General features: G+C 41.2%; 17 protein-coding genes. 1 reads left to right on the plus strand and 16 read right to left on the minus strand.

Features of this window, described 5'->3' with window-relative positions; genetic code table 11:
* Nucleotides 1-167: 167 nt before the first annotated feature.
* The 9 genes from lon to OCV27_RS10505 all read right to left on the minus strand — a co-directional run bounded on the left by lon (nt 168) and on the right by OCV27_RS10505 (nt 12,541).
* Nucleotides 168-2,519 carry an endopeptidase La gene (lon, locus tag OCV27_RS10465; protein WP_125319838.1) on the minus strand — a complete coding sequence of 784 codons (2,352 nt, stop codon included), beginning with the start codon at nt 2,517-2,519 and terminating at the stop codon, nt 168-170.
* A 136-nt stretch (nt 2,520-2,655) separates the two neighbouring features.
* Nucleotides 2,656-3,939 (minus strand): ATP-dependent protease ATP-binding subunit ClpX, encoded by a 1,284-nt coding sequence (clpX, locus tag OCV27_RS10470; protein ID WP_125319839.1) that lies wholly within the window; start codon nt 3,937-3,939, stop codon nt 2,656-2,658.
* Nucleotides 3,940-4,009: 70 nt separating this feature from the next.
* Entirely contained in the window at nt 4,010-4,639 is a 630-nt protein-coding gene (gene clpP / locus OCV27_RS10475) for an ATP-dependent Clp endopeptidase proteolytic subunit ClpP (RefSeq protein WP_125319840.1), read from the minus strand.
* A gap of 105 nt (nt 4,640-4,744) precedes the next feature.
* The gene (gene tig / locus OCV27_RS10480) at nt 4,745-6,049 is read right to left on the minus strand and encodes a trigger factor (RefSeq protein WP_125319841.1); all 1,305 of its coding nucleotides are present in this window, start codon (nt 6,047-6,049) and stop codon (nt 4,745-4,747) included.
* Between the two features lie 581 nt (nt 6,050-6,630).
* Entirely contained in the window at nt 6,631-6,864 is a 234-nt protein-coding gene (locus tag OCV27_RS10485) for a DUF2789 domain-containing protein (RefSeq protein ID WP_125319842.1), read from the minus strand.
* A gap of 116 nt (nt 6,865-6,980) precedes the next feature.
* On the minus strand, nt 6,981-9,227 hold the full coding sequence (locus OCV27_RS10490; RefSeq protein ID WP_125319843.1) for a lipase: 2,247 nt from the start codon (nt 9,225-9,227) through the stop codon (nt 6,981-6,983).
* Between the two features lie 10 nt (nt 9,228-9,237).
* Nucleotides 9,238-10,491: an outer membrane protein transport protein gene (locus OCV27_RS10495; protein ID WP_125319844.1), complete on the minus strand. Its 1,254-nt coding sequence runs from the start codon at nt 10,489-10,491 to the stop codon at nt 9,238-9,240.
* A 669-nt stretch (nt 10,492-11,160) separates the two neighbouring features.
* Complete coding sequence (locus tag OCV27_RS10500; protein WP_125319845.1) at nt 11,161-11,769, minus strand: DUF2913 family protein; 609 nt, start codon at nt 11,767-11,769, stop codon at nt 11,161-11,163.
* A gap of 247 nt (nt 11,770-12,016) precedes the next feature.
* Nucleotides 12,017-12,541, minus strand: a complete 525-nt coding sequence (locus OCV27_RS10505; RefSeq protein ID WP_125319846.1) for a winged helix-turn-helix domain-containing protein — start codon at nt 12,539-12,541, stop codon at nt 12,017-12,019.
* 409 nt (nt 12,542-12,950) lie between these two features.
* Here OCV27_RS10505 and OCV27_RS10510 point away from each other — a divergent pair, with 409 nt between their 5' ends.
* Nucleotides 12,951-13,172, plus strand: a complete 222-nt coding sequence (locus OCV27_RS10510) for a hypothetical protein (RefSeq protein ID WP_125319847.1) — start codon at nt 12,951-12,953, stop codon at nt 13,170-13,172.
* A 90-nt stretch (nt 13,173-13,262) separates the two neighbouring features.
* Here OCV27_RS10510 and copI read toward each other — a convergent pair whose 3' ends face one another.
* The 7 genes from copI to OCV27_RS10545 all read right to left on the minus strand — a co-directional run bounded on the left by copI (nt 13,263) and on the right by OCV27_RS10545 (nt 20,981).
* Nucleotides 13,263-13,742 carry a copper-resistant cuproprotein CopI gene (gene copI, locus OCV27_RS10515; RefSeq protein ID WP_125319848.1) on the minus strand — a complete coding sequence of 160 codons (480 nt, stop codon included), beginning with the start codon at nt 13,740-13,742 and terminating at the stop codon, nt 13,263-13,265.
* A gap of 114 nt (nt 13,743-13,856) precedes the next feature.
* Nucleotides 13,857-14,324: a hypothetical protein gene (locus tag OCV27_RS10520; protein WP_125319849.1), complete on the minus strand. Its 468-nt coding sequence runs from the start codon at nt 14,322-14,324 to the stop codon at nt 13,857-13,859.
* A 148-nt stretch (nt 14,325-14,472) separates the two neighbouring features.
* A complete protein-coding gene (gene nhaC / locus OCV27_RS10525) occupies nt 14,473-15,894 on the minus strand; it encodes a Na+/H+ antiporter NhaC (protein WP_337969058.1) in 1,422 nt (473 codons plus the stop codon).
* Between the two features lie 164 nt (nt 15,895-16,058).
* On the minus strand, nt 16,059-16,931 hold the full coding sequence (gene purU / locus OCV27_RS10530; RefSeq protein ID WP_337969059.1) for a formyltetrahydrofolate deformylase: 873 nt from the start codon (nt 16,929-16,931) through the stop codon (nt 16,059-16,061).
* A gap of 73 nt (nt 16,932-17,004) precedes the next feature.
* Nucleotides 17,005-17,667: a sarcosine oxidase subunit gamma gene (locus OCV27_RS10535; protein ID WP_337969060.1), complete on the minus strand. Its 663-nt coding sequence runs from the start codon at nt 17,665-17,667 to the stop codon at nt 17,005-17,007.
* Nucleotides 17,660-20,686: a sarcosine oxidase subunit alpha gene (locus OCV27_RS10540; RefSeq protein ID WP_337969061.1), complete on the minus strand. Its 3,027-nt coding sequence runs from the start codon at nt 20,684-20,686 to the stop codon at nt 17,660-17,662. The genes OCV27_RS10535 and OCV27_RS10540 overlap by 8 nt, the downstream gene beginning before the upstream one ends.
* Nucleotides 20,679-20,981 carry a sarcosine oxidase subunit delta gene (locus tag OCV27_RS10545; RefSeq protein WP_337969062.1) on the minus strand — a complete coding sequence of 101 codons (303 nt, stop codon included), beginning with the start codon at nt 20,979-20,981 and terminating at the stop codon, nt 20,679-20,681. The genes OCV27_RS10540 and OCV27_RS10545 overlap by 8 nt, the downstream gene beginning before the upstream one ends.
* Between the last annotated feature and the right edge of the window lies 1 nt (nt 20,982).

Genomic DNA, 20,982 nt, shown 5'->3' on the forward strand with positions numbered 1-20,982 from the left:
TGGTATTTGTTAAAGGCAGCTTTCATTCCATTCCAATTTAAAACTAACCTCAAGCCTTACCCAACAAGGCCTGAGGCTATGTGGGTAACGTTAGCTCTCAAAAAAAAAGCTGACAAGCCTTTTTATGCTAATCAGCCTAATCTTTTATTTATTTTTGCTACACATCACTATTTTACAGCTGCAATTTCGACACCTGACGGGTCTTTTTCTAAAGCAACCTTGAGTACATCATCGATCCATTGCACAGGAACAACCCTAAGATCCGCTATCACGTTATCTGGGATTTCTTCCAAATCTCGTTCGTTATCTTTAGGGATAAGCACTGTTTTTATGCCACCGCGATGCGCCGCTAATAACTTCTCTTTTAGCCCACCAATAGGTAAGACCTCTCCTCTCAAAGTAATCTCGCCAGTCATAGCAACTTCTGCTTTTACAGGGTTACCAGTAAGGCTCGATACTAAAGCTGTACACATCGCAATACCTGCACTTGGGCCATCTTTAGGCGTAGCACCTTCTGGTACGTGCACATGGATATCACGTTTTTCATAAAAATCAGTATTGATGCCTAAACGATTGGCACGGGCACGCACAACTGTCATTGCAGCCTGTATGGATTCTTGCATTACATCACCTAAAGAACCCGTCTGTGCTAGCTTACCCTTACCTGGCATAGCTTCGGTTTCAATAGTTAACAGGTCGCCACCAACCTCTGTCCAAGCGAGTCCTGTCACTTGACCAATGCGGTTTCTGTCATCCGCTTTACCGTAGTCATGACGCTGCACCCCTAAATAATCTTTTAGGTTATCAATTGTCACAGTGACGGTTTTTAAACTGGTGTCGAGCAAGATATTTTTCACAGCCTTTCGACATATCTTGGAAATCTCCCGCTCTAGATTACGTACGCCAGCCTCACGCGTGTAATAACGAATGACGCCAACTATGGCTGAGTCTGCAATGTCAAGTTCATCTGGCTTTAGGCCATTTCTCTTAATTTGTTTATCAACAAGGTGCCGCTTAGCGATATTGAGTTTTTCGTCCTCTGTATACCCAGATAAACGAATTACTTCCATACGATCAAGCAAAGGACCTGGAATATTCATCGAATTTGACGTAGCAACAAACATCACATCAGACAGGTCATAGTCAACTTCAAGATAATGATCATTAAAGGCGTTATTTTGTTCAGGATCTAATACTTCTAATAATGCAGATGATGGGTCTCCACGCATATCTGAGGACATCTTATCAATTTCATCTAGTAGGAATAACGGATTTTTAACCCCGACCTTAGACATTTTTTGGATAAGCTTACCCGGCATAGATCCAATATAAGTTCTACGGTGGCCACGAATTTCTGCTTCATCACGTACTCCACCCAGAGCCATACGAGTATATTGACGACCAGTCGCGGCTGCAATCGAGCGCCCTAAAGACGTCTTACCGACACCTGGTGGCCCGACTAAACATAGAATAGGCCCTTTGAGCTTATTAATACGATTTTGTACCGCTAGATACTCTAGGATGCGTTCTTTGACACGTTCTAAACCGTAGTGGTCTTCATTAAGGACTTCTTCGGCTTTTGCTAGGTTCTTTTTAACTTTCGAACGTTTATACCAAGGCACACCTAGCATCCAGTCGATATAACCTCGCACTACAGTAGCTTCTGCTGACATCGGCGACATCATCTTCAGTTTCTGAAGTTCTTGCTCTGTTTTATCTCTTGCTTCCTGAGGCATTTTGGAATCGACAATTTTTTGCTTAAGAGTTTCAAACTCATCGACACCATCTTCTGTTTCACCAAGTTCTTTTTGGATGGCCTTCATCTGCTCATTCAGATAGTACTCACGCTGAGATTTTTCCATCTGCTTTTTCACCCGAGTTCGGATGCGTTTTTCAACTTGTAGCAGATCAATCTCAGACTCCATCTGGCCCATTAGAAATTCTAAACGTTCATTAATTTCAAGAGTTTCTAGGACAATTTGCTTATCTGAAAGTTTAAGAGGCATATGCGCTGCGATAGTATCAGCAAGACGAGCAGCATCATCGATACCATTAAGTGATGTGAGTACTTCTGGTGGAATTTTTTTATTGAGTTTGATAAAGCCTTCAAATTGATTGATCGCACTACGAACAATGACTTCTTCTTCACGTTCATCAAGTTCGGATGTCATCAGGTATTGTGCATCTGCGGTGAAGAATTCTTCTTCAGCAAACTTATGGATTTTCGCACGCTGCTGGCCTTCAACCAACACCTTAACCGTTCCATCAGGGAGTTTGAGCAATTGAAGAATGGTGGCGACCGTACCAACACTAAACAAGTCATCCTTAGTGGGTTCATCAGTTTCAGCTTGTTTCTGCGCAACTAGCAGTACTTGCTTGTTGTTATCCATCGCAGCGTCAAGGCAAGCGATTGACTTTTCGCGTCCAACAAACAAAGGAATTACCATGTGCGGGTAAACGACTACATCTCTTAGAGGTAGCACGGGGATCTCGATACGTTCGGAACGTTCCAAGTTCATATTCTTCTTCTTCTCTCTTCCGCTTAGTCTTATGAGGAGTATATGGGGGCTAATTGATTGGATTCAATGAAAGAACAAAAAAAAGGAGGTAAATCACTACCTCCTTAATTTAATACTAAATTTATGTGAATCTAATTTAAGATTCAGCACCTGCTGCTTGATTGTCAGCGTTACTATAAATCAGTAAAGGCTCAGATTCACCATTAATAACCGACTCATCAATAACAACTTTACTGACGTCATTCATTGAAGGTAATTCATACATGGTTTCAAGCAAAACCCCCTCCAGAATAGAACGCAAACCGCGAGCACCCGTTTTACGCTCCATAGCCTTTTTCGCTATCGCACGTAACGCATCTTCACGGAATTCTAGTTCAGAGTCTTCCAACTCAAACAAAGCCGCATATTGCTTAGTCAGGGCATTTTTAGGCTCACACAAAATTTGGATAAGCGCCGCTTCATCTAACTCTGTTAGGGTAGTTGTTACTGGTAAACGGCCGATAAATTCAGGTATTAAGCCATATTTCACCAAGTCTTCTGGTTCTACCTGAGTGAAAAGTTCACCTACAGTTTTGGTTTCATCTTTAGAGCGCACTTCAGCACCAAAGCCAATACCAGTCCCTGTAGCGACACGTTGCTCAATGACTTTATCTAAACCGGCAAAAGCACCGCCACAAATAAAGAGAATCTTCGAAGTATCGACTTGAAGAAACTCTTGCTGTGGATGTTTGCGCCCACCTTGTGGTGGAACCGAAGCAACCGTGCCTTCAATTAGTTTTAATAACGCTTGCTGAACACCTTCACCAGAGACATCTCGAGTGATAGATGGGTTTTCAGCCTTACGAGAAATTTTATCGATCTCGTCAATGTAGACTATACCCCGTTCAGCTTTCGCTACGTCATAATCGCATTTCTGTAGTAGTTTTTGGATGATGTTCTCAACATCTTCACCGACATAGCCTGCTTCAGTAAGCGTTGTAGCATCAGCCATTGTGAATGGAACATCTAGGAAACGTGCTAATGTTTCTGCCAATAAGGTTTTACCGCTACCTGTAGGGCCAATGAGCAAGATATTACTTTTACCAAGCTCAACGCCTTCACTGGTCGTATCTCCATTACGTAAACGCTTATAGTGGTTATATACGGCTACCGCGAGCACTTTCTTAGCATAATCTTGGCCAATCACATAATCATCAAGATGGTCACGAATTTCTCTGGGCACAGGCAGTGCTTCAGATTGCTTCTTTGGTAACACATCTTTGATTTCTTCTCGGATGATATCGTTACACAAGTCGACACATTCATCACAGATGTATACGGATGGACCGGCGATTAGCTTGCGAACTTCGTGCTGGCTTTTGCCGCAGAAAGAACAGTAAAGAAGTTTATTACTACCGCTCTCTTTGCTTTTGTCTGTCATTCGCTAACCTCTTAGCCTTTACTCATTATAATTTGAGTGTATATCAATTATAGCCAAAATGCTCTGGCAATTATTGCTCACTTCGGTGGGTCAGCATAGAATCAACTAACCCATAATCTACAGCTTGTTCTGCTGCCATAAAGTTGTCACGATCGGTATCGCGTTCAATGATATCTAGGGGCTGACCCGTATGCTCAGCAAGTAGCTTGTTGAGTTTTTGTTTAATAGTCAGAATCTCTTGAGCATGGATTTGAATATCTGACGCCTGCCCTTGGAAGCCACCAAGAGGCTGGTGAATCATCACTCGTGAATTAGGCAGCACATAGCGTTTACCAGGTGCACCACCCGCTAGCAGAAACGCGCCCATAGAACATGCTTGTCCCATACACACTGTGCTGACATTTGGCTTTATAAACTGCATGGTATCATAAATGGACATACCCGCAGTCACACTGCCACCAGGCGAGTTAATGTATAGGAAAATATCTTTATCAGGATTTTCAGACTCTAAGAAAAGTAACTGTGCCACCACAAGGTTTGCCATGTGGTCTTCGACTTGCCCTGTTAGGAAAATCACACGCTCTTTTAATAAGCGAGAATAAATATCGTAAGAGCGCTCACCACGAGAAGTCTGTTCGACCACCATGGGTACCAGTGCGTCTAGAATGGGTGACATTGCATTTTTTTCTTGGTAGCTCATATTGTTATGTCCCTAAAATAAATGGTCCGGATGATGAATATCATACGGACCATTGTTAGCAGAAGAGTTAACGTTCCGTCAACCTTGTACGCAAGATATTGCTTATTAAGCAGGCTGCTGTTGGTTCATTAGCTCGTTAAAGCTTACCGTTTTTTCAGACACCTGAGCTTTAGAGATAATTGCATCAATTGCTTGCTCTTCTAGAGCAACATTACGCATATTGTCCATCATCTGAGTGTTTTGCTCGTAGTAAGCAATCACTTCAGATGGGTCTTCGTAAGCTGTTGCCATCTCTTCAATCAGTGATTTAACTTTATCATCGTCAGCTTTTAGCTCTTCAGATTTGATCACTTCACCTAGAAGAAGGCCAACCCTAACGCGACGTTTCGCTTGCTCTTCAAATAATTCGCGTGGCAGCTGCTCGGCTGCTTCTGGGTTTCCACCGAAACGCTGGGCCGCTTGCTGACGCAAAGTACCAATTTCTTGGTCGATTAGTGCAGAAGGGACATCGATTTCGTTTTCTTGAACTAGACCTTCTAAGGCTTGTTCTTTAATCCGATTTTTCACTGCTTGCTTAAGCTCACGCTCCATGTTTTTACGTACTTCTGCTTTCAGTGCATCAATACCACCACCAGAAACACCAAACTTAGAAACAAACTCATCGTTAATTTCAGGTAGTTCACGAGCTTCAACTTTGTTTACTTTTATCGCAAACTTAGCCTCTTTGCCTTTGAGGTTTTCAGCATGGTAGTCTTCTGGGAAAGTCACATCGATCTCAAATTCCATACCAGCAGTCTTACCTGCAATACCGTCTTCAAAACCAGGAATCATGCGTCCCGCACCCATTTCTAATGGGAAGTTTTCAGCTTTACCACCTTCAAACTCCTCGCCATCAATAGAGCCGATAAAATCGATAGTTGCGCGCTTGCCTTCTTCAGCCGCATCTTCAACTTCTACCCAAGCTGCTTGCTGCTTACGTAGTGTTTCGATCATTTCTTCAACATCTGCGTCTTGAACTTCAGTGGTTGGTTTTTCAACTGAAATCTTTTCTAGACCTTTCAACTCAACCTCTGGGTAAACTTCAAAAGTCGCATTAAAAACAAGATCTTCACCCTCTGTATTTTCAACAGGCGTAAAAGCAGGAGCACCTGCTGGGTTAATCTTCTCTTTAACAATCGCTTCGATAAAGTGACGCTGCATCACTTCACCCATCACGTCCTGGCGTACTGCTTTACCATACATCTTCGCAACCATTTTTAATGGCACTTTTCCTTTACGGAAACCATCAAAACGACGGTTTTTTGCGATATTGCGTAGTTCAGCTGTGACAGCATCTTCGATGTTTGCAGCTGGAACAGTAATGTTAAGAAGGCGCTGTAGGCCTTCTAGCGTTTCAACAGTAACTTGCATTATTCATTAACCTCAAAACTGGCTCAGACTGAAACTGAGCGTATGAACTCAGTAAAAGTTCATCTTCATTGGTACTCAAAGAGTACTATTCGTAAATCGAGAATCGATAACTAAACGAGTCAGTCACCGGACTAATCAGTGATATCTTTTTCGAAATAATCTTCAAAGGTATCTCCGATTAGCCTCAGGATAAAATTTCAGACGCCGCATTCTACCGACCTGATCGGTTACTGTCGAGCTTATACCCAACATCACTTAGCCTTCTAACCTAAAAACTCCACTAATCGCTAAAAAAAATGTCAATTAAGCAGATAACAGTATCTGAAATGGGGCCTTTCATCACTTTTTCAAGCCCAATTGGATTATTTTCTTAGATAAGTAAAAAAACACGATCTGGCTCTGATTTTTCATATTAAGAGTTAACATGAAAAGTTAGGAGCAATTTGAAAAAATGTAGGATTTAACATCAAGAATCAGCACAGAAAGACGCATAGTAAAATACAGAAAAGGCTTATCACACAGTGCAATAAGCCTTAAATCGATTTGCTCGGCACAGTCTTTCGCAAAGGTATAAACTCATTCTAACCTCTTAACATAGTATCAAGCTGGTCAACAAGTTCTGCCCAATCTGCATCTTCGTCAATGGCTTGTTTTAAAAATGCAGCCTGTGAGCGTGACCAAAAGAAAGCTTCATGCAGTGCCGTACCCACCACCAAGCCACTGTGTGTTTGGACAAACTCTCGTATATTGTCATCTGAGCTATCGAGCCCAAGTTGCATAAACAAATCAGGCATCGAGTGCTGGTGCATTTCCATATTCGCCTCACTCAATATTTTGATTAAAAATAAGGCGACGTTTCCGCCGCCTACATTTTATTATAGTTCAAATGAGTGATTGTTATTTTACACTTGGGTTAATAACTTGAACTTGGCTATTCTAATACTGATAAAGACTCAAGAGTTACAACACCTTCATTAACAATTGGAATGTCACTATCATTAGACAGAAAATCTACTACTAACTTTCGAATTGCGAAAGTATTACCAACTTTACGCTGCTTATCTGCATCACTATCTGAATCTTCAGTATTAGGAACAAATAGCGAAGCATGATCTCCTTCTTTGAAGGAAGCAAACTGTCTTACAACACCAGCATCACCTTGTTCAAAACCGCTTCGTAAACCTTCAGTACCTACGAAATGAGCTGTCGGCACTCGTGGTATAGCATTTCCATCAATAAGTGCAAAACCATGGTTAGGTACCGTATCATCATTTTTTACTTGTAGTAGCAGCGTAGGTACATTTGTTGGATAAAGGCCTGCACTAACTACAGTGTGAGGGTCCACGGTATCCATTAGAGTTTGAGAAACTATTTTGAACTGAGCAAACTTAGTTTCAAATTCTTGTGAATCAACAGGGAGTCCCAACTTTGCAGCAAATGATTTTTTGATAACGTCTCCAAATTTGCCTGATATGGACAATAGCTCAGCAATATGGCCTCCTGATTTTGCAAATGCAGCAGACTTAAAGCCATATTGCGGCAGTTCGGTGGCACTCCCTATTGCAACGGCCGTGTTACCCAAGATTCCTCCCAGGGAATGACCAAGAAACTTTATGTTAGTTTTGTCCAACGCAGTAGCATCAGCTGGAACCCCCAAATCAGGGTCATACACTTCAAGCTCTACCTTATCATTTTGAACATTAAGGTATTTACCTTCCAAAGCTAATCGCAATCCTAAGATATCCAGAACACTCTGCCTTAGGTTGTCTCTAGCGACAGGTAAGGCTGCTAAATTTAGGTAGTAAAGTGGGTTTTCTTTATCAGTCACAATCAATTGATTGTCACCTAAAGTTAGCGCTCGGGCTCCGTGAAGGGGATGATCAATAGCAATTACAGCTAAATTCCTTTCGGTTAGATTTACTGCAAAGGCATAGACATCTTCTTTTACAGAAGTAATACCATGCTGGTAAATGACTATACCATCGACCTTAGTATCTTTTGGAGTAAATAGTGTAAACTCCACGTCCTTAAGTGATTTAATCACTGGAATAGGCGAATAACGGCTAACAAACGAAGCTCCTGGCACCGCAGGCTCAAAAGGCGTGACCGCAAATGCACTACCAGATTCCAGAAAATAAGGCAGTGTCACCTTACCTTTAGTAACCCTAACCAAATCCAAGTTTTTAAGTGACGCTGTGTATAAATCCTTTAGTCCATTTTTAAACTTCTCACCGTCACTCCCAGCGACACTAAATACTTTTTCATCATCCAAAGCCGCAGTAAATGACCGAATTTTTGCCTCACCATGTTCATCTTTGTCCAGTGCCAAAGAGTAAATTGATGAAAGATCTAGATTACTAGGGTTTGCATTTTCTAATTTAAATGCTCCAGCGCTATCAGTTTTTAGCTTTAACAGTTCTTCTGCGGTTTTAGTCATCACATAGCCAACTGAGCCAGTCGTAAACCAAGAAGAATAAACGATAGTTTTGGGATCAATCCCCCCCACTTGAGCGATCGCTTCTTGGGCCTTAATCAATTTCTGCACTTGGGCTAATTTGCCCTGATTATAAATATGAGACTTTAATCCAGCATAAGAGACTGACATACCAATAGGCTCATCTTTAACATCTTTTATTTTGTTGGTTAAAACTAATACATACTCTGCACTTGGCTCAAAAGGCTTAGTCGGAACCACCACAAGTGTGTCGCCTTTACCGATTACTTGAAATTCATCATGAGACAATTCCAGTGGACGTTCCCGAAATACTGCATTGTTAGTCAAAGGCTTTGTAACCTTAAACAAGCTAACTCCCTCTGTGATCTCATCCTTATCACCAAAGCCTCTGCCGTCCAAAGAAATGTATATTGGCATAGATGTAGAAAAACCATCAGCGTAACCGAGTGCTACTTTAGGATCGTTAATATCGCTATTGGCTCGCTCTCGATCAGATAAAACCTTTAACATACCTGTTTGACTGTCAATTAGCAGGTTATTGTTCAAAGGCACATGCTTATTGCCGCCATCGAGGTACATTCTGACGGTGGTACTTCGAGATAAAGATTCACCGATATACGATTCTGGTTCTGTACCAGAGCTACCTTTACCGTCTCCGCAACCTACAAAAATTGCAGCAGAGCATAATAACGTTAGGCGAAATATATTCTTAAGATTTGTCATTCCTTAGACCTTAATTAAATGCATAATTGATTTGTATCGAGGAGATAAAGGCACGACCTTGAGATTCAAAAGTGCGTTCTTGACCTAGGGCGTTGGTTTCTTTAAACGATCCGTTATCGCTCATAACAAGGGCAAAACCCGCATCAAAGGATAATGCAGGGCTCCATTGATAAGTAAAACCACTACTGTACCAATGACGGTCACTGTCTGGGATGCTTAGCGTCGCTTTACCCGCTTGCTCATCAAAGGCGTAGCCTGCTCTCAAGGTCCATTCTTTGTTGAGTTGGTAAGTTGCGCCAACTGATAAACGGTCATTATCGTTATAGTCTTCTGCTTTGTAGAAGCACTGACCTTGAATGCCTGTACTCGGGTTGGTACACGTAGGACTTGTGGCCTCAAGCTTAGTGAAAGTGCTCCAATCCGTACGCTGCCAGCTGTAGTGCACAGCCCATTGAGAATTTAGCTGATGAAAACCAGACAGCTCAATAATGGCTGGTAACTCGATTTTAAGACGCCCGGTAACTGTAGGCTCTGGGGCAATTCCTGAACTATAGGAATTAAATTTACCATCATCAAAATCTAAGTTAACCGCAGAGCGATAGGCCAAAGAAAAGCGGTTATCCTCATCAAGCTCATACAAGGTGCCAATGTTCCAACCATAACCAAAGGTTTCCCCCGTCATGCCAATTAATTTGTCGTAGGCCTTACCACCACTCGCCGTTGTAGTTTCACCTTTATAGCGAGTTAATTCAGCTTCGGCGTAAACCAAATTTACACCTGCACCAAAACTCCAAAACTCATTTAAGCGATAAGCAATATTAGGGTTTAAATTGACTGAGCGCAGCGACGTATTTCCAGCCATATCACCAGCAGAAATATCACTTGGGTAATCGGTTGCAACGCCATAGTTGGTAAATAAGCCTAAACCCCATGCCCATCTTTGATTAATAGGCGCGATGTAATAACTGGCTGGCGCAACCTGAAAAGGCGCGATGTCATTAGATTGCTCGTTATTGCTGACATCTTTAACATCAATTTCTGGATCGATAAAGGAGATGGCGCCTGAAAAGGCTGCTTGCTCAAATCTCATCATGGCTGCAGGATTACGAGCCAATACACTTGCGTTATCGGCAATAGCGCCTTCGCCCGAAAATGCTCGGCCTAAACCAGATGCGGAATGTTCCGCCACTTGAAAGCCTGCCGAGTGTGCTTGGCTGGCGAGTAGGATGGACACTGCTAACAAGGAGCACTGCTTTGTGTTCATTCTTGCCTCTTTTTATATAGGATAAGGTTAAGTCACAAGATGTTGACAAGTTATAAACTCAATCACACCCTGATTTACTATCAAAAATGGCGAATTAAGCAGAGAAATGTCACCTCAGAGGTGAAATATAACGCTACATTCACCTTGGGATTAGTAAAAATCTCTACAAATACCGATTTAATTGATATCAACGATTTATTAAGGACGTAGTATTAAATACGAAAATGAAAGTTAAGTGGTCTGAGCAGATACTATTTAGCGTATCACCTGTGTAAAAAAGAACAAAAAACATACTAAATTACACAAAGGCTAATTATTTGATAAAAAATTGACGGATAAAGAGATAATAGTACTGATACTTATCAAGCCTATAACCTGCTACTAGCTAACAAAAAAATGACAGCCTTAAGCTGCCATTTGTATTAAATGAGAAATAGAAATCAGCAAGGAGACATAACTGACTCCCATTCCCAAGCGCAAACACGGGTTCACTACAATTTCCATGTTTATCTAATAAGCATAGACTCTATTATTAAATTTATTAACAGTCAGGTAATTCTGTAACTCAGGTTATTCGCAAAACAAAAAATGGATCCATGTATTTTTACACGAGCAAGAATTACCCTTCAAGGCTCGACCAAATGTTGTAACGCTATGCTGGAATCAGTTTTATTTTAAAGCCAAACAAATACGGATAAAATCATCATCTTCATACTCAACCTTATGCTCAAATATTGCTGATGCATAAATGATTCGTAATATGGCGTGTTTCTCCCCTCGAGAACCACGAAATAACATTGAAATATTTTGGCACAAACGATTCTTATTATCGAAATGAGCATTGAGATCAGATGACAAGACACAAAGCAGACAGTTTTTTGAGTTATAAGATAAATCAACACTCTCTGAACTTGATACTAACACTGTCGTATTAAGCTCTTTCTCAAGCATATTAATTAAAAGAAGGAAACTATCCAAATGAGGAAGCTCATCACCATTTATAGGTGATAACAAGTTGCTGAGCATCGATTCCATATCTAAACGCTGTGAACGTGCATGAGTTACAAGCGAGCGAATTTTTTTCTTAAAGGGTTTGTACTTCTTGCTATTTCCAGCTCTATTTAGCCAAACAGAAAGAATATCGTTGATCTCAAACCGCGACCTATACGCTAATACTTTAGCGCTATGGTTAGTCCGTAAATGAAGTAAAGCATGTATCGCTAACTCAGACAATAAAGGCTCAAACTCGGGTTTTATATTGGTATGAATACTGCGCATGATGTTTGAGCGTATTTACGCTGCTAAAGTCTCGTCTATTTGGTCATTTAAAAGGACATACATGCTACCGAAAAGCACTGCTTATGTACAGTTAGAAAAAAGGTTGCTTATCACAGCTTCGCAGCGCTTTAGGATTCATTCAGTAAATTTTAGTTAAAGGAGACCTCCCAACGATACCTAGACCACCACCCATGACCATTTCTCCGAACCACTCAATAAGAAAGCAATGGTACTTACTACATTCGATTTACAGAACCAATCCCAGTACAAAAATCTCAAGAAGCAATAGTAATGATGCAAATGCAGCACTATATATAACAAGCCACTTTTTAAAAGCGTTAAGTTGAGTGTTTTTACTTGAGCTTTTGTTACCACCGAGCATTTGAAAGCTACCATGTAACACTTCCTGACCGAACTCTTCGTTTTCCTCTGAGTCGTCAACCTCGACTTCTCGAATTGCGAACCCATTATCACAAACAATCCCATAGCCCTCTTTAGGGTAAGTTTTAACCTCAAGTGGAAGCCCCAAAGGAGAAATAGACTTTCTAAGAAGAGAGATAATTTTTGTCAAGGAAGTTTCCGATACAATCACATTGGGCCAAATTTTCTGATAGATCTCCTCATGGTTTATGATTTCGTTTTGTTTACCACAGAGTAATGCCAACAGATTAGCTTCCTTTAGCCCTAGAGCCTTAACTACCATCCCTTCTTTAGTGAGTTTCCCACTTAAACTATTAAAATAAATGCCATTACCTAAATGTAAAATCTTCAAATTCTAACCTCTCAAAAGACCAAATTTGTAACATTTTTCAAAAATAATTATGGATTATAGTATAGTTCAAGCTGAGTTATTCGGATCCTATACACCACAGTAAATAATGGCTTTGTAATAATCAAAATGGTAATTCCTAAGGTCATGCTCCAATACATCGCATATTTCATCGAAACTCGATAGTTTTTCTTCATAAACACAAAAATGATACATAGATCACAAAAATGAGATTATTAAATATCAGTAATCACAAGAATAATATAACAAATTCATATGTATATAGGCTTTTATATTTATAATTATAATTATTTATTCAAGAATTTCTTCTAATTTCATATCTTCGCCTTGTTATTTTGGTCATTTTTTGTACAATTCGTTCTATGTGAAAAACTGATGTTAAGGAAGTATTATGAGTCTATTCAACCTAAACCCTTTTTCTTTCACCAGAGCACAGAAGAATGAACCCGTAAGCCAGGAGTGCTTTCAAGGTGAGGATAATGCTTATCTAAACTGTGACAACACGGGGTCCTTATATACAGATAACAAAGACCAAGTTCTAAATGAAGTCGCGGTAGAAAGGCCTGAGTTTGTAAAACATTTTACTGCCTTAAAGCGTTCAGACTTTTATTGAATCGATTTAATAAATAGTCATCATGATGACACACGTTTAATTTCGCCAGTGCCACTAGGAGCACTGGCGTTTAAAACAAAAGTTAAAAAACTATAACGTCACTTTTTTAACCATACCAACCTCTGCGTGGCCAGGAATATTACAGGCAAATTCAACTTTGTTATCCCCGTAAAAATGCCATAACAACTGCTTGGCCTCTCCCGGCTTGACGGTAATCGCACTTCCTGAATCGTGCATATGCTGTGTCATGGTTTTCATCATTTCTCGATGCTCTAACTGCTCTTTCGCTGAACCAATTGTGAATTCATGATCAATCTTTCCAAGGTTCATCACCACAAACTGCACAATATCATTAGGATCAATATTGACCTCTTTTTTAAATTGAATAGTCATGTCATCGCTAAGCAACACGTGAATAACTTTATCTGGTTGCGCTCCTTTTGCTGGCATACCTACTTCCGACATGCCTTCAATACCCATCTTCGAATGTCCCTTGGTGGTATGGCCAGCATCAGCGAAAACCGAGCTTGCTATGATTGAAGAAAGTAGTGCGATTAGTATCTTTTTCATCTATTTACCTTATTAAATAATTTTATGCGTATTTTATTTTGCATAACAACTAGATCCATCAATTAGAAGCAAAGTGCATAATATGTTTGAGAACGAACAATAATGAGAATTAAACTAAAAGGAGGGTGGGCGAAGTAAGCCAGTGATATGTATAGCTGTTAAGCCAATTTTAAAAGATTGATAGGGCGCCAAAGAGAATGATAGTAAGCCCAGCGTATCTAAAGTATCTAAAGTATCTAAAGTATCTAAAGGATAAAGCACGCTAGAAAATACAGAGGGACAGCAGTTGTCAACACTAAGATAGGAATCCCCACAATGAGCCATTGATACTGGCTCCTGAATACCATCCGAAGAAGCATTTTTCATCAAGTGACAACTGACACTAACCTTATGTTGATTGGTATTCGCCGATACATTGCCAGACTGATTGAAGCGAGTTTGACAATGAGCATTTTCTGACGACTGAACTAGCGAAAGCATGCTATCACCTGGCATTAGAGGTGAACTCGATACATAGCTTGTCATCAGCATCGCTAAGATACTGAATAACGTAATCCATGTATGTTTAAGTGAATGATTCATAGCATACCTTTAGTTCGAAACTAAAGTATAAACCTTCCCCTATGGTCAAGGTCAACAGATTAGAAAAATAACCCAATATTTCTATGAGTATAGAGTTATTTTTCATGTTGGATATAAACTATTCATCTACTCATAAAACTTTTCTAACTCAGTTATAACTTACCTCTCGCAGAATAAATTTATCCGTTGCGGCAAAGATAAGGCTGATGACAGGTGATATCCAGCAAGCAAAAGCTAGCGGAATATATAATAAATTTTCTATATTACCTTCAGCGATCCCAAGCCCCAAAGCACTAATAACAACCGCACCACCAGCATTCCAAGGTACAAGTGGAGAAATCAGTGTTCCCCCCTCCTCCACTGCTCGCGATAAGTTCAGCTTCGAGTACCCTTTTGCTTCATACACAGGTACGAACATTCGTCCCGGTAAACTAATAGATAAATATGGGTCGCCAGCGACTAAGTTGGTTGCAACTGAAGTACCGATCGCTGATGCTTGAAGACGAAAAAACGAACAGCTTTTACTTAGTATTGCTTCCACTATTGTTTCTAAGCACCTTGTTCTTTCTAACGCTCCGCCAAACCCGAGTGATATCATGATCAAAGTAATAACCCATGTCATAGATTGAATACCTCCTCTAGCAAGTAAGCTATCAATCTCTTGAACACCCGTTTCTATTTGGTATCCACTTTGAGCGTATCGAAACAACTCATGTAGAGATACATCTTGGATAACATTGGCAATCAGAGCACCACTCACCACTCCAATAAATAAAGATGGCAGAGTAGGTAACTTAAAAAAGGAACAGGTTAATACCAAAACGGGAGGGATTAAAAGCCAAGCTGATAAATTGAAATTGGCCGCTATACAAGCATTGATAAGCTCTATTTTATTTAATGCCACACTCCCCAAAGGTGCATTACTTAACCCAACAAACAGATAAATACTAAATGCAATTAGCATTGCAGGAATTGTAGTAGGCAGCATGTTTTTAATATGTTGGAACAAATCAACGCCTATCACTGCTGGTGCTAAATTGGTTGTATCTGACAGGGGGGACATTTTATCACCAAAAAAAGCACCAGAGACAACCGCTCCAGCAGTCCAGTAAATTGGTATATCAAACCCTACACCAATACCTACAAGTGCCAACCCCACTGTACTTACCGTACCCCATGACGTTCCAAGAGACAAAGAAACAACCGCGCATAGCAGCATGCTTGCAGCCAAAAATATCTGCGGGTTCAGCATGGTAAGACCGTATTGAATCAATAAAGGGACAGTCCCACTAGCAATCCAGATACCTACAATCATCCCTACAAGCATCAATATGGCCAAAGACTGCATTGCTAAACGCACTGTGTGTAATATTCCATCCTCAATATCATGCCAGCGATAGCCTCTTAGCCAAGCAAGAAAAGCCGTCACACTAATACCAATAACAAGTGGAATATGGGGCGTAAAATCATTAAAAATAAAAAGCTGCACTGCCAGAATGCACAGAGTAATCGCGATAGGCATTATCGCCATGACTAAGCTAGGCTGCGAGGATTTATCTATTTCCGTCATATCGAATCTTCCTTATTTCTCGTTTGATGCTAAATTTGGGGTGCAAGAAAACGAGCTCGACTTTTGTTGTCAATAAAGAGACTCGTCGAGCTATTTTTGCTTTAGCTTGTCTTAAACTTACAGAGCGAAAATACTTACCTACATTCAGTAGGCGATAGAACTAATTAGGAACGTTCGAAAACAACCGTTTTGTCGTTAAATAGGAATACACGCTTTTCTATATGGTATTGAATGGCCCTAGACAGAGTTAATGCTTCAACATCCATCCCTTTCTTTATTAAATCTTTTGGATAATTGGTGTGGTTAACGTTCTCCATACCTTGTGTAATGATAGGGCCTTCATCTAAATCGCTACTCACATAGTGTGCCGTTGCACCAACCAACTTAACGCCTTTATCATAAGCTTGGTGATAAGGTTTAGCTCCTTTAAAACCAGGTAGCAAAGAATGATGAATATTGATTGCCTTTCGAGACCAACGTTCACACATGGAATCAGAAAGTACTTGCATGTAACGAGCAAGAATCAATAGCTCACATCCAACATCATCCAGTACTTTTTGTACTTGCGTTTCCTGCTGTATTTTGGTTTCACTAGTGATAGGGAAGCAGTGATAGGGGATATTGTGCCATTCAGCAAGGGATCTGAGGTCTTCATGATTAGAAATCACTGCTCGAATATCTACCGACAAGTTATTAGTTCGGTAACGGTAGAGCAAATCATTTAAGCAGTGATCGTATTTAGATACCATAATAACAACCATGGGCCTGTAACTCTTATTAGTCAGCTCCCACTCCATTTTAAATGGTTTAGCTCGCCCCTCAAAACCTTGTTTAAAGGCTTGCTCATCAAACTCTCCACCGCCTTCTTTAGTGAACTCTACACGAATAAAAAAGCGCCTATTTAACTCGTCATCAAAAGAGTTTAATTCCGATATATAACACCCTGATTCGCATAAAAAACGTGTCACAACATCAACCGTACCTATACGACTTGGGCAACTTGCGGTTAAAATGTAGTGGGAATTTGATTGGTTCATTAAATCACCTTAAGACTATAATTATCAGTCACCAAACTACCACAGCATGGTGACTGGTTATCAATATTGTTGATCAGTGTTTGTGAAAAGCTACACCATACTCCCGACTTGCGTCCATTAGCCACATCCAAATGTAATCCGCAAAACTTCTACGGATAATAAGCTCAAAGGCCTTTTCACTGACACGCCTGATCTGAACTTGAGACTTAGCAAAATTGGTTCCGACCACTCGACCAACCGGAAATTGACGGATATGGACATCATACAATGTTGATTTTTTTATCACGTTTTCAGCATTTTCACCGCTCAATGTTACCAGAGTCTGACCACTACTGACCTCAGTAACCGCATAATGGCCAACTAAGTGTTTATGCAAAGCCGCTTCAATACTACACGCTAAATTTGGCTCTGAGATAATCAACCATTCATCAGGAGATTGCCAAAATACTCGTAGCGCGTCAGTTTGGGCAGAAGTACCTGGCGTTGTAGGGATAGCAACTCCTATAGCTTGCTCTACTCCATAAATAAACGCAGGGTCCTCTGAGTTTCCTCGTAATACTAAGTGAGTAAGTCCTTTAATTTCCTTAATCTCGACGCTGACATCTCGGTAAGATTGAGCAGGTTGCACAAGCTCAACATGATCAAGTGGTGATGCTGCACGAGGTGTCCATTTACTCTGTTTATCTATTGGTCGATTTGGCTTTGAAAGTGTAGGATCGAGAGTTATATCAGACATTTTGGCGCTCTCCTTTTGGGTCATAAAAGACAGATGTGGCGATTTCAGCTTCGACTGATGTTCCGTCAGGTAATGGGAAATAAACTTTTTCACCTTGCAATGCTAAACCACCTTTTATCACGCCTAGCGCAATCGAACGATCCAATACAGGGCTGAAGTAACTCGAAGTAACATGTCCAACCATAGTCATTGGAATCGGCTCATTAGGATCGAATACGGCTTGTGCTCCCTCTGGCAACACGCAACTAGGATCTGTGGTGAGTAAACCAACAAACTGTTTTCTGTCTTGTCTCTGATTATCTTCACGCCCCCATGAACGCTTGCCGATATAACTAAATTCCTTGTTCTTACCCACTATCCAGTTCATATCCATGTCTTGTGGAGATACCGAGCCATCTGTATCTTGCCCGGCAATAATGAAACCTTTTTCTGCGCGAAGAACATGCATGGTTTCAGTGCCATAAGGCGTGATACCAAATTCTTCACCCGCCGCCATGACTTGCTCCCACACATATAAGCCGTAGTTAGCAGAGACATTGATTTCAAAAGACAATTCACCTGTAAAACTGATTCTAAATACTCTTGCGTTCACCCCAGCAACACGCAATGACTGCCAACTCATGTAAGGAAATGATTCATTCGACAGGTCATGACCATCCACCAGCTTTTCAAGTAAAAATCGGCTGTTAGGCCCTGATATTGTCATTGTCGCCCAATGGTCCGTGACACTGGTAAAGTAAACGTCTAACTCAGGCCATTCGGTTTGATGCCAAAGTTCCATCCACTCTAAAACAGCAGCGGCTCCACCAGAGGTCGTCGTCATTATAAAATGGTTGTCGTTGATACAAGATGTCACTCCATCATCGAAAATCATTCCATCTTCTTTACACATCACACCATATCGGCAGCGCCCCGGAGCAAGCTTTGACCAAGGATTGGTATAAATTCGGTTAAGGAATTCTCTAGCATCTTTACCTTGGATATCGATTTTTCCAAGTGTGGATGCATCCAAAATACCAACACTATGACGAGTTGCCATACACTCTCGGTTGAGAGCTTCCTGCATAGTTTCCCCTGGTTTGGGAAAGTACCAAGGTCGTTTCCATTGCCCTACATCTTCAAATTTTGCTCCATTCACTACGTGCCACTCGTGCATTGCAGTAAATCTTGCTGGATCAAAGAGCTTTCCAGTATCTCTACCAGCTAAAGCGCCAAAGGTGACGGGTGTATACATAGGACGAAATATCGTCGTTCCCGTCTCTGGTACACTTTGGTTTAATGCTTTGGCTACAATTGCCATGCCATTAATGTTGGAGGTTTTACCTTGATCGGTACCAAATCCCATTGCGGTGTAGCGTTTTACATGTTCAATCGACTCAAACCCTTCTCTTGTGGCTAATTCGATACCAGCGGCTGTGACGTCATTTTGAAAGTCAACAAATTGCTTGGGAGCTCGACTGGTAGGTTTCAGGTGCGGAATGTGATAAAGCTCCATCGAATCAGACTCTACGCAACCATCAACGGTTGGCACTGCAAAGTTATTTTCAATTAATTCGCCACCTAATTCTTCGCCACTGATTAACCCTGCACCTGCGCCTTCAACAAGCACCGCTGCTAATGAATATGTGCCTACGATTCCACCAACATATAATTGGTTTTGACAAGTCGCACCTGGGACAAAACCGGCTATATCTGAATTCCAGATAGGTTTACTGCCTGTGTGACAGGATAAATGAACCACTGGACTCCACCCTCCAGAACTTGCCACTGTATCACACGCCAAATGATGGACTTTAACTTGGCTAATGAGTTCACTACCATCATGATTAAGAGAGGCGACTTCAACCCCATTAACTCGTCGATTACCTTTGACATCAATGACCGCCATGCCAGTCAATACTGTGATACCCAGGTCTCGCGCCTTCGCTGGTAAATCTCCTCGAGACTCCCGCCGAGTGTCAATGATAGCGACAACCTCTCGACCTTTACTGTGCCAATCGATAGCTGTTTGATAGGCGTAGTCATTGGTGGTCATCAGCACTAATTGGTTGCCCGGAACCACTGCGTAACGATGAATATAAGTAGAAACCGCAGATGCTAGCATACAACCAGGTACATCATTATTACCAAAAACTAATGGTCTTTCTAATGCGCCAGTGGCCAGAATAACTTTCTTTGCACGAATACGGTGCAAACGTTGGCGAACACCTGGCATATTTTCACCCAAATGATCGGTGCACCGCTCCACCGCTCCAATAAAATTATGGTCGTAATAGCCAAAAGCGGTTGTTCTTGTCAATAAAGTAAAATTCGGTTCGCAAGACAGCATACTTAAGGTTTCTGATACCCAATCCATACATGGCTTGCCATCAAGTAGCTCTGAATTAGATAAAAGTGAGCCCCCAAATTCATTTTGCTCATCCAGTATAATGACTCGAAGGCCACTACCAACCAGAGTCCGTGCCGCAGCTAAACCAGCAGGCCCTCCACCAATGATCAGAACATCTGAATGATGATTAAATTTATCGTATTGATCTGGGTCTTCATTGGCGGGCACTTTCCCCAGTCCTGCTGCTTTTCTGATGTATTTTTCATAGGTTGGCCACAAACTCTGTGGTTGCATAAAAGTCTTGTAGTAAAAGCCTGGCGGCATCATGGAGCCACCTACCCTTCCCAAACCAGCCATTACGTCCAAATCCAAACTTGGCCAGCCAGATACCGAACTCGCAATCAACCCTTGATACAACTCAGCTTGGGTAGCACGAATATTGGGAATAGTTGTTGAGTCAGTGCTGCCCACTTGTAAAATTGCGTTGGGTTCCTCCGCACCGGCAGCAAGTATTCCCCTCGGGCGAGAATACTTAAAACTTCTTCCCACCACATCCACGCCATTAGCCAACAAAGCAGACGCAATCGTGTCACCTTTGTAGCCAATATAACTCTTACCATTGAAAGAAAAGGTCATGCTTTGTGATCGCTCAATTCGACCACCTTTATTGAGTCTATTGCGTTCAGCCATTTTGCTCCTCCTTTTGACTCAATGAAGCAGAACGACTGCCCATCTTGTACACCTTTTCTATGTCGTTCGTCACCGTATGACGAGTGACATTAAAAAACTTGCGACACCCTGCGCTGTGATACCACATTTCAGTGTGCGCACCTTTGTTATTTTCACGATGAAATAAGTATTTACCCCATTCTTCATCTGTCATTAAATCTGGGGCAGAAGGTCTAACAATATGTGCTTCTCCAGCGTAGTGAAATTCCTCTTCTTCTCGAATTTCATCACAATATGGACAATGAATTTGCAGCATT

Origin of the sequence: Vibrio pectenicida (genome assembly GCA_024347015.1) — a bacterium.
Classification (GTDB): domain Bacteria; phylum Pseudomonadota; class Gammaproteobacteria; order Enterobacterales; family Vibrionaceae; genus Vibrio; species Vibrio pectenicida.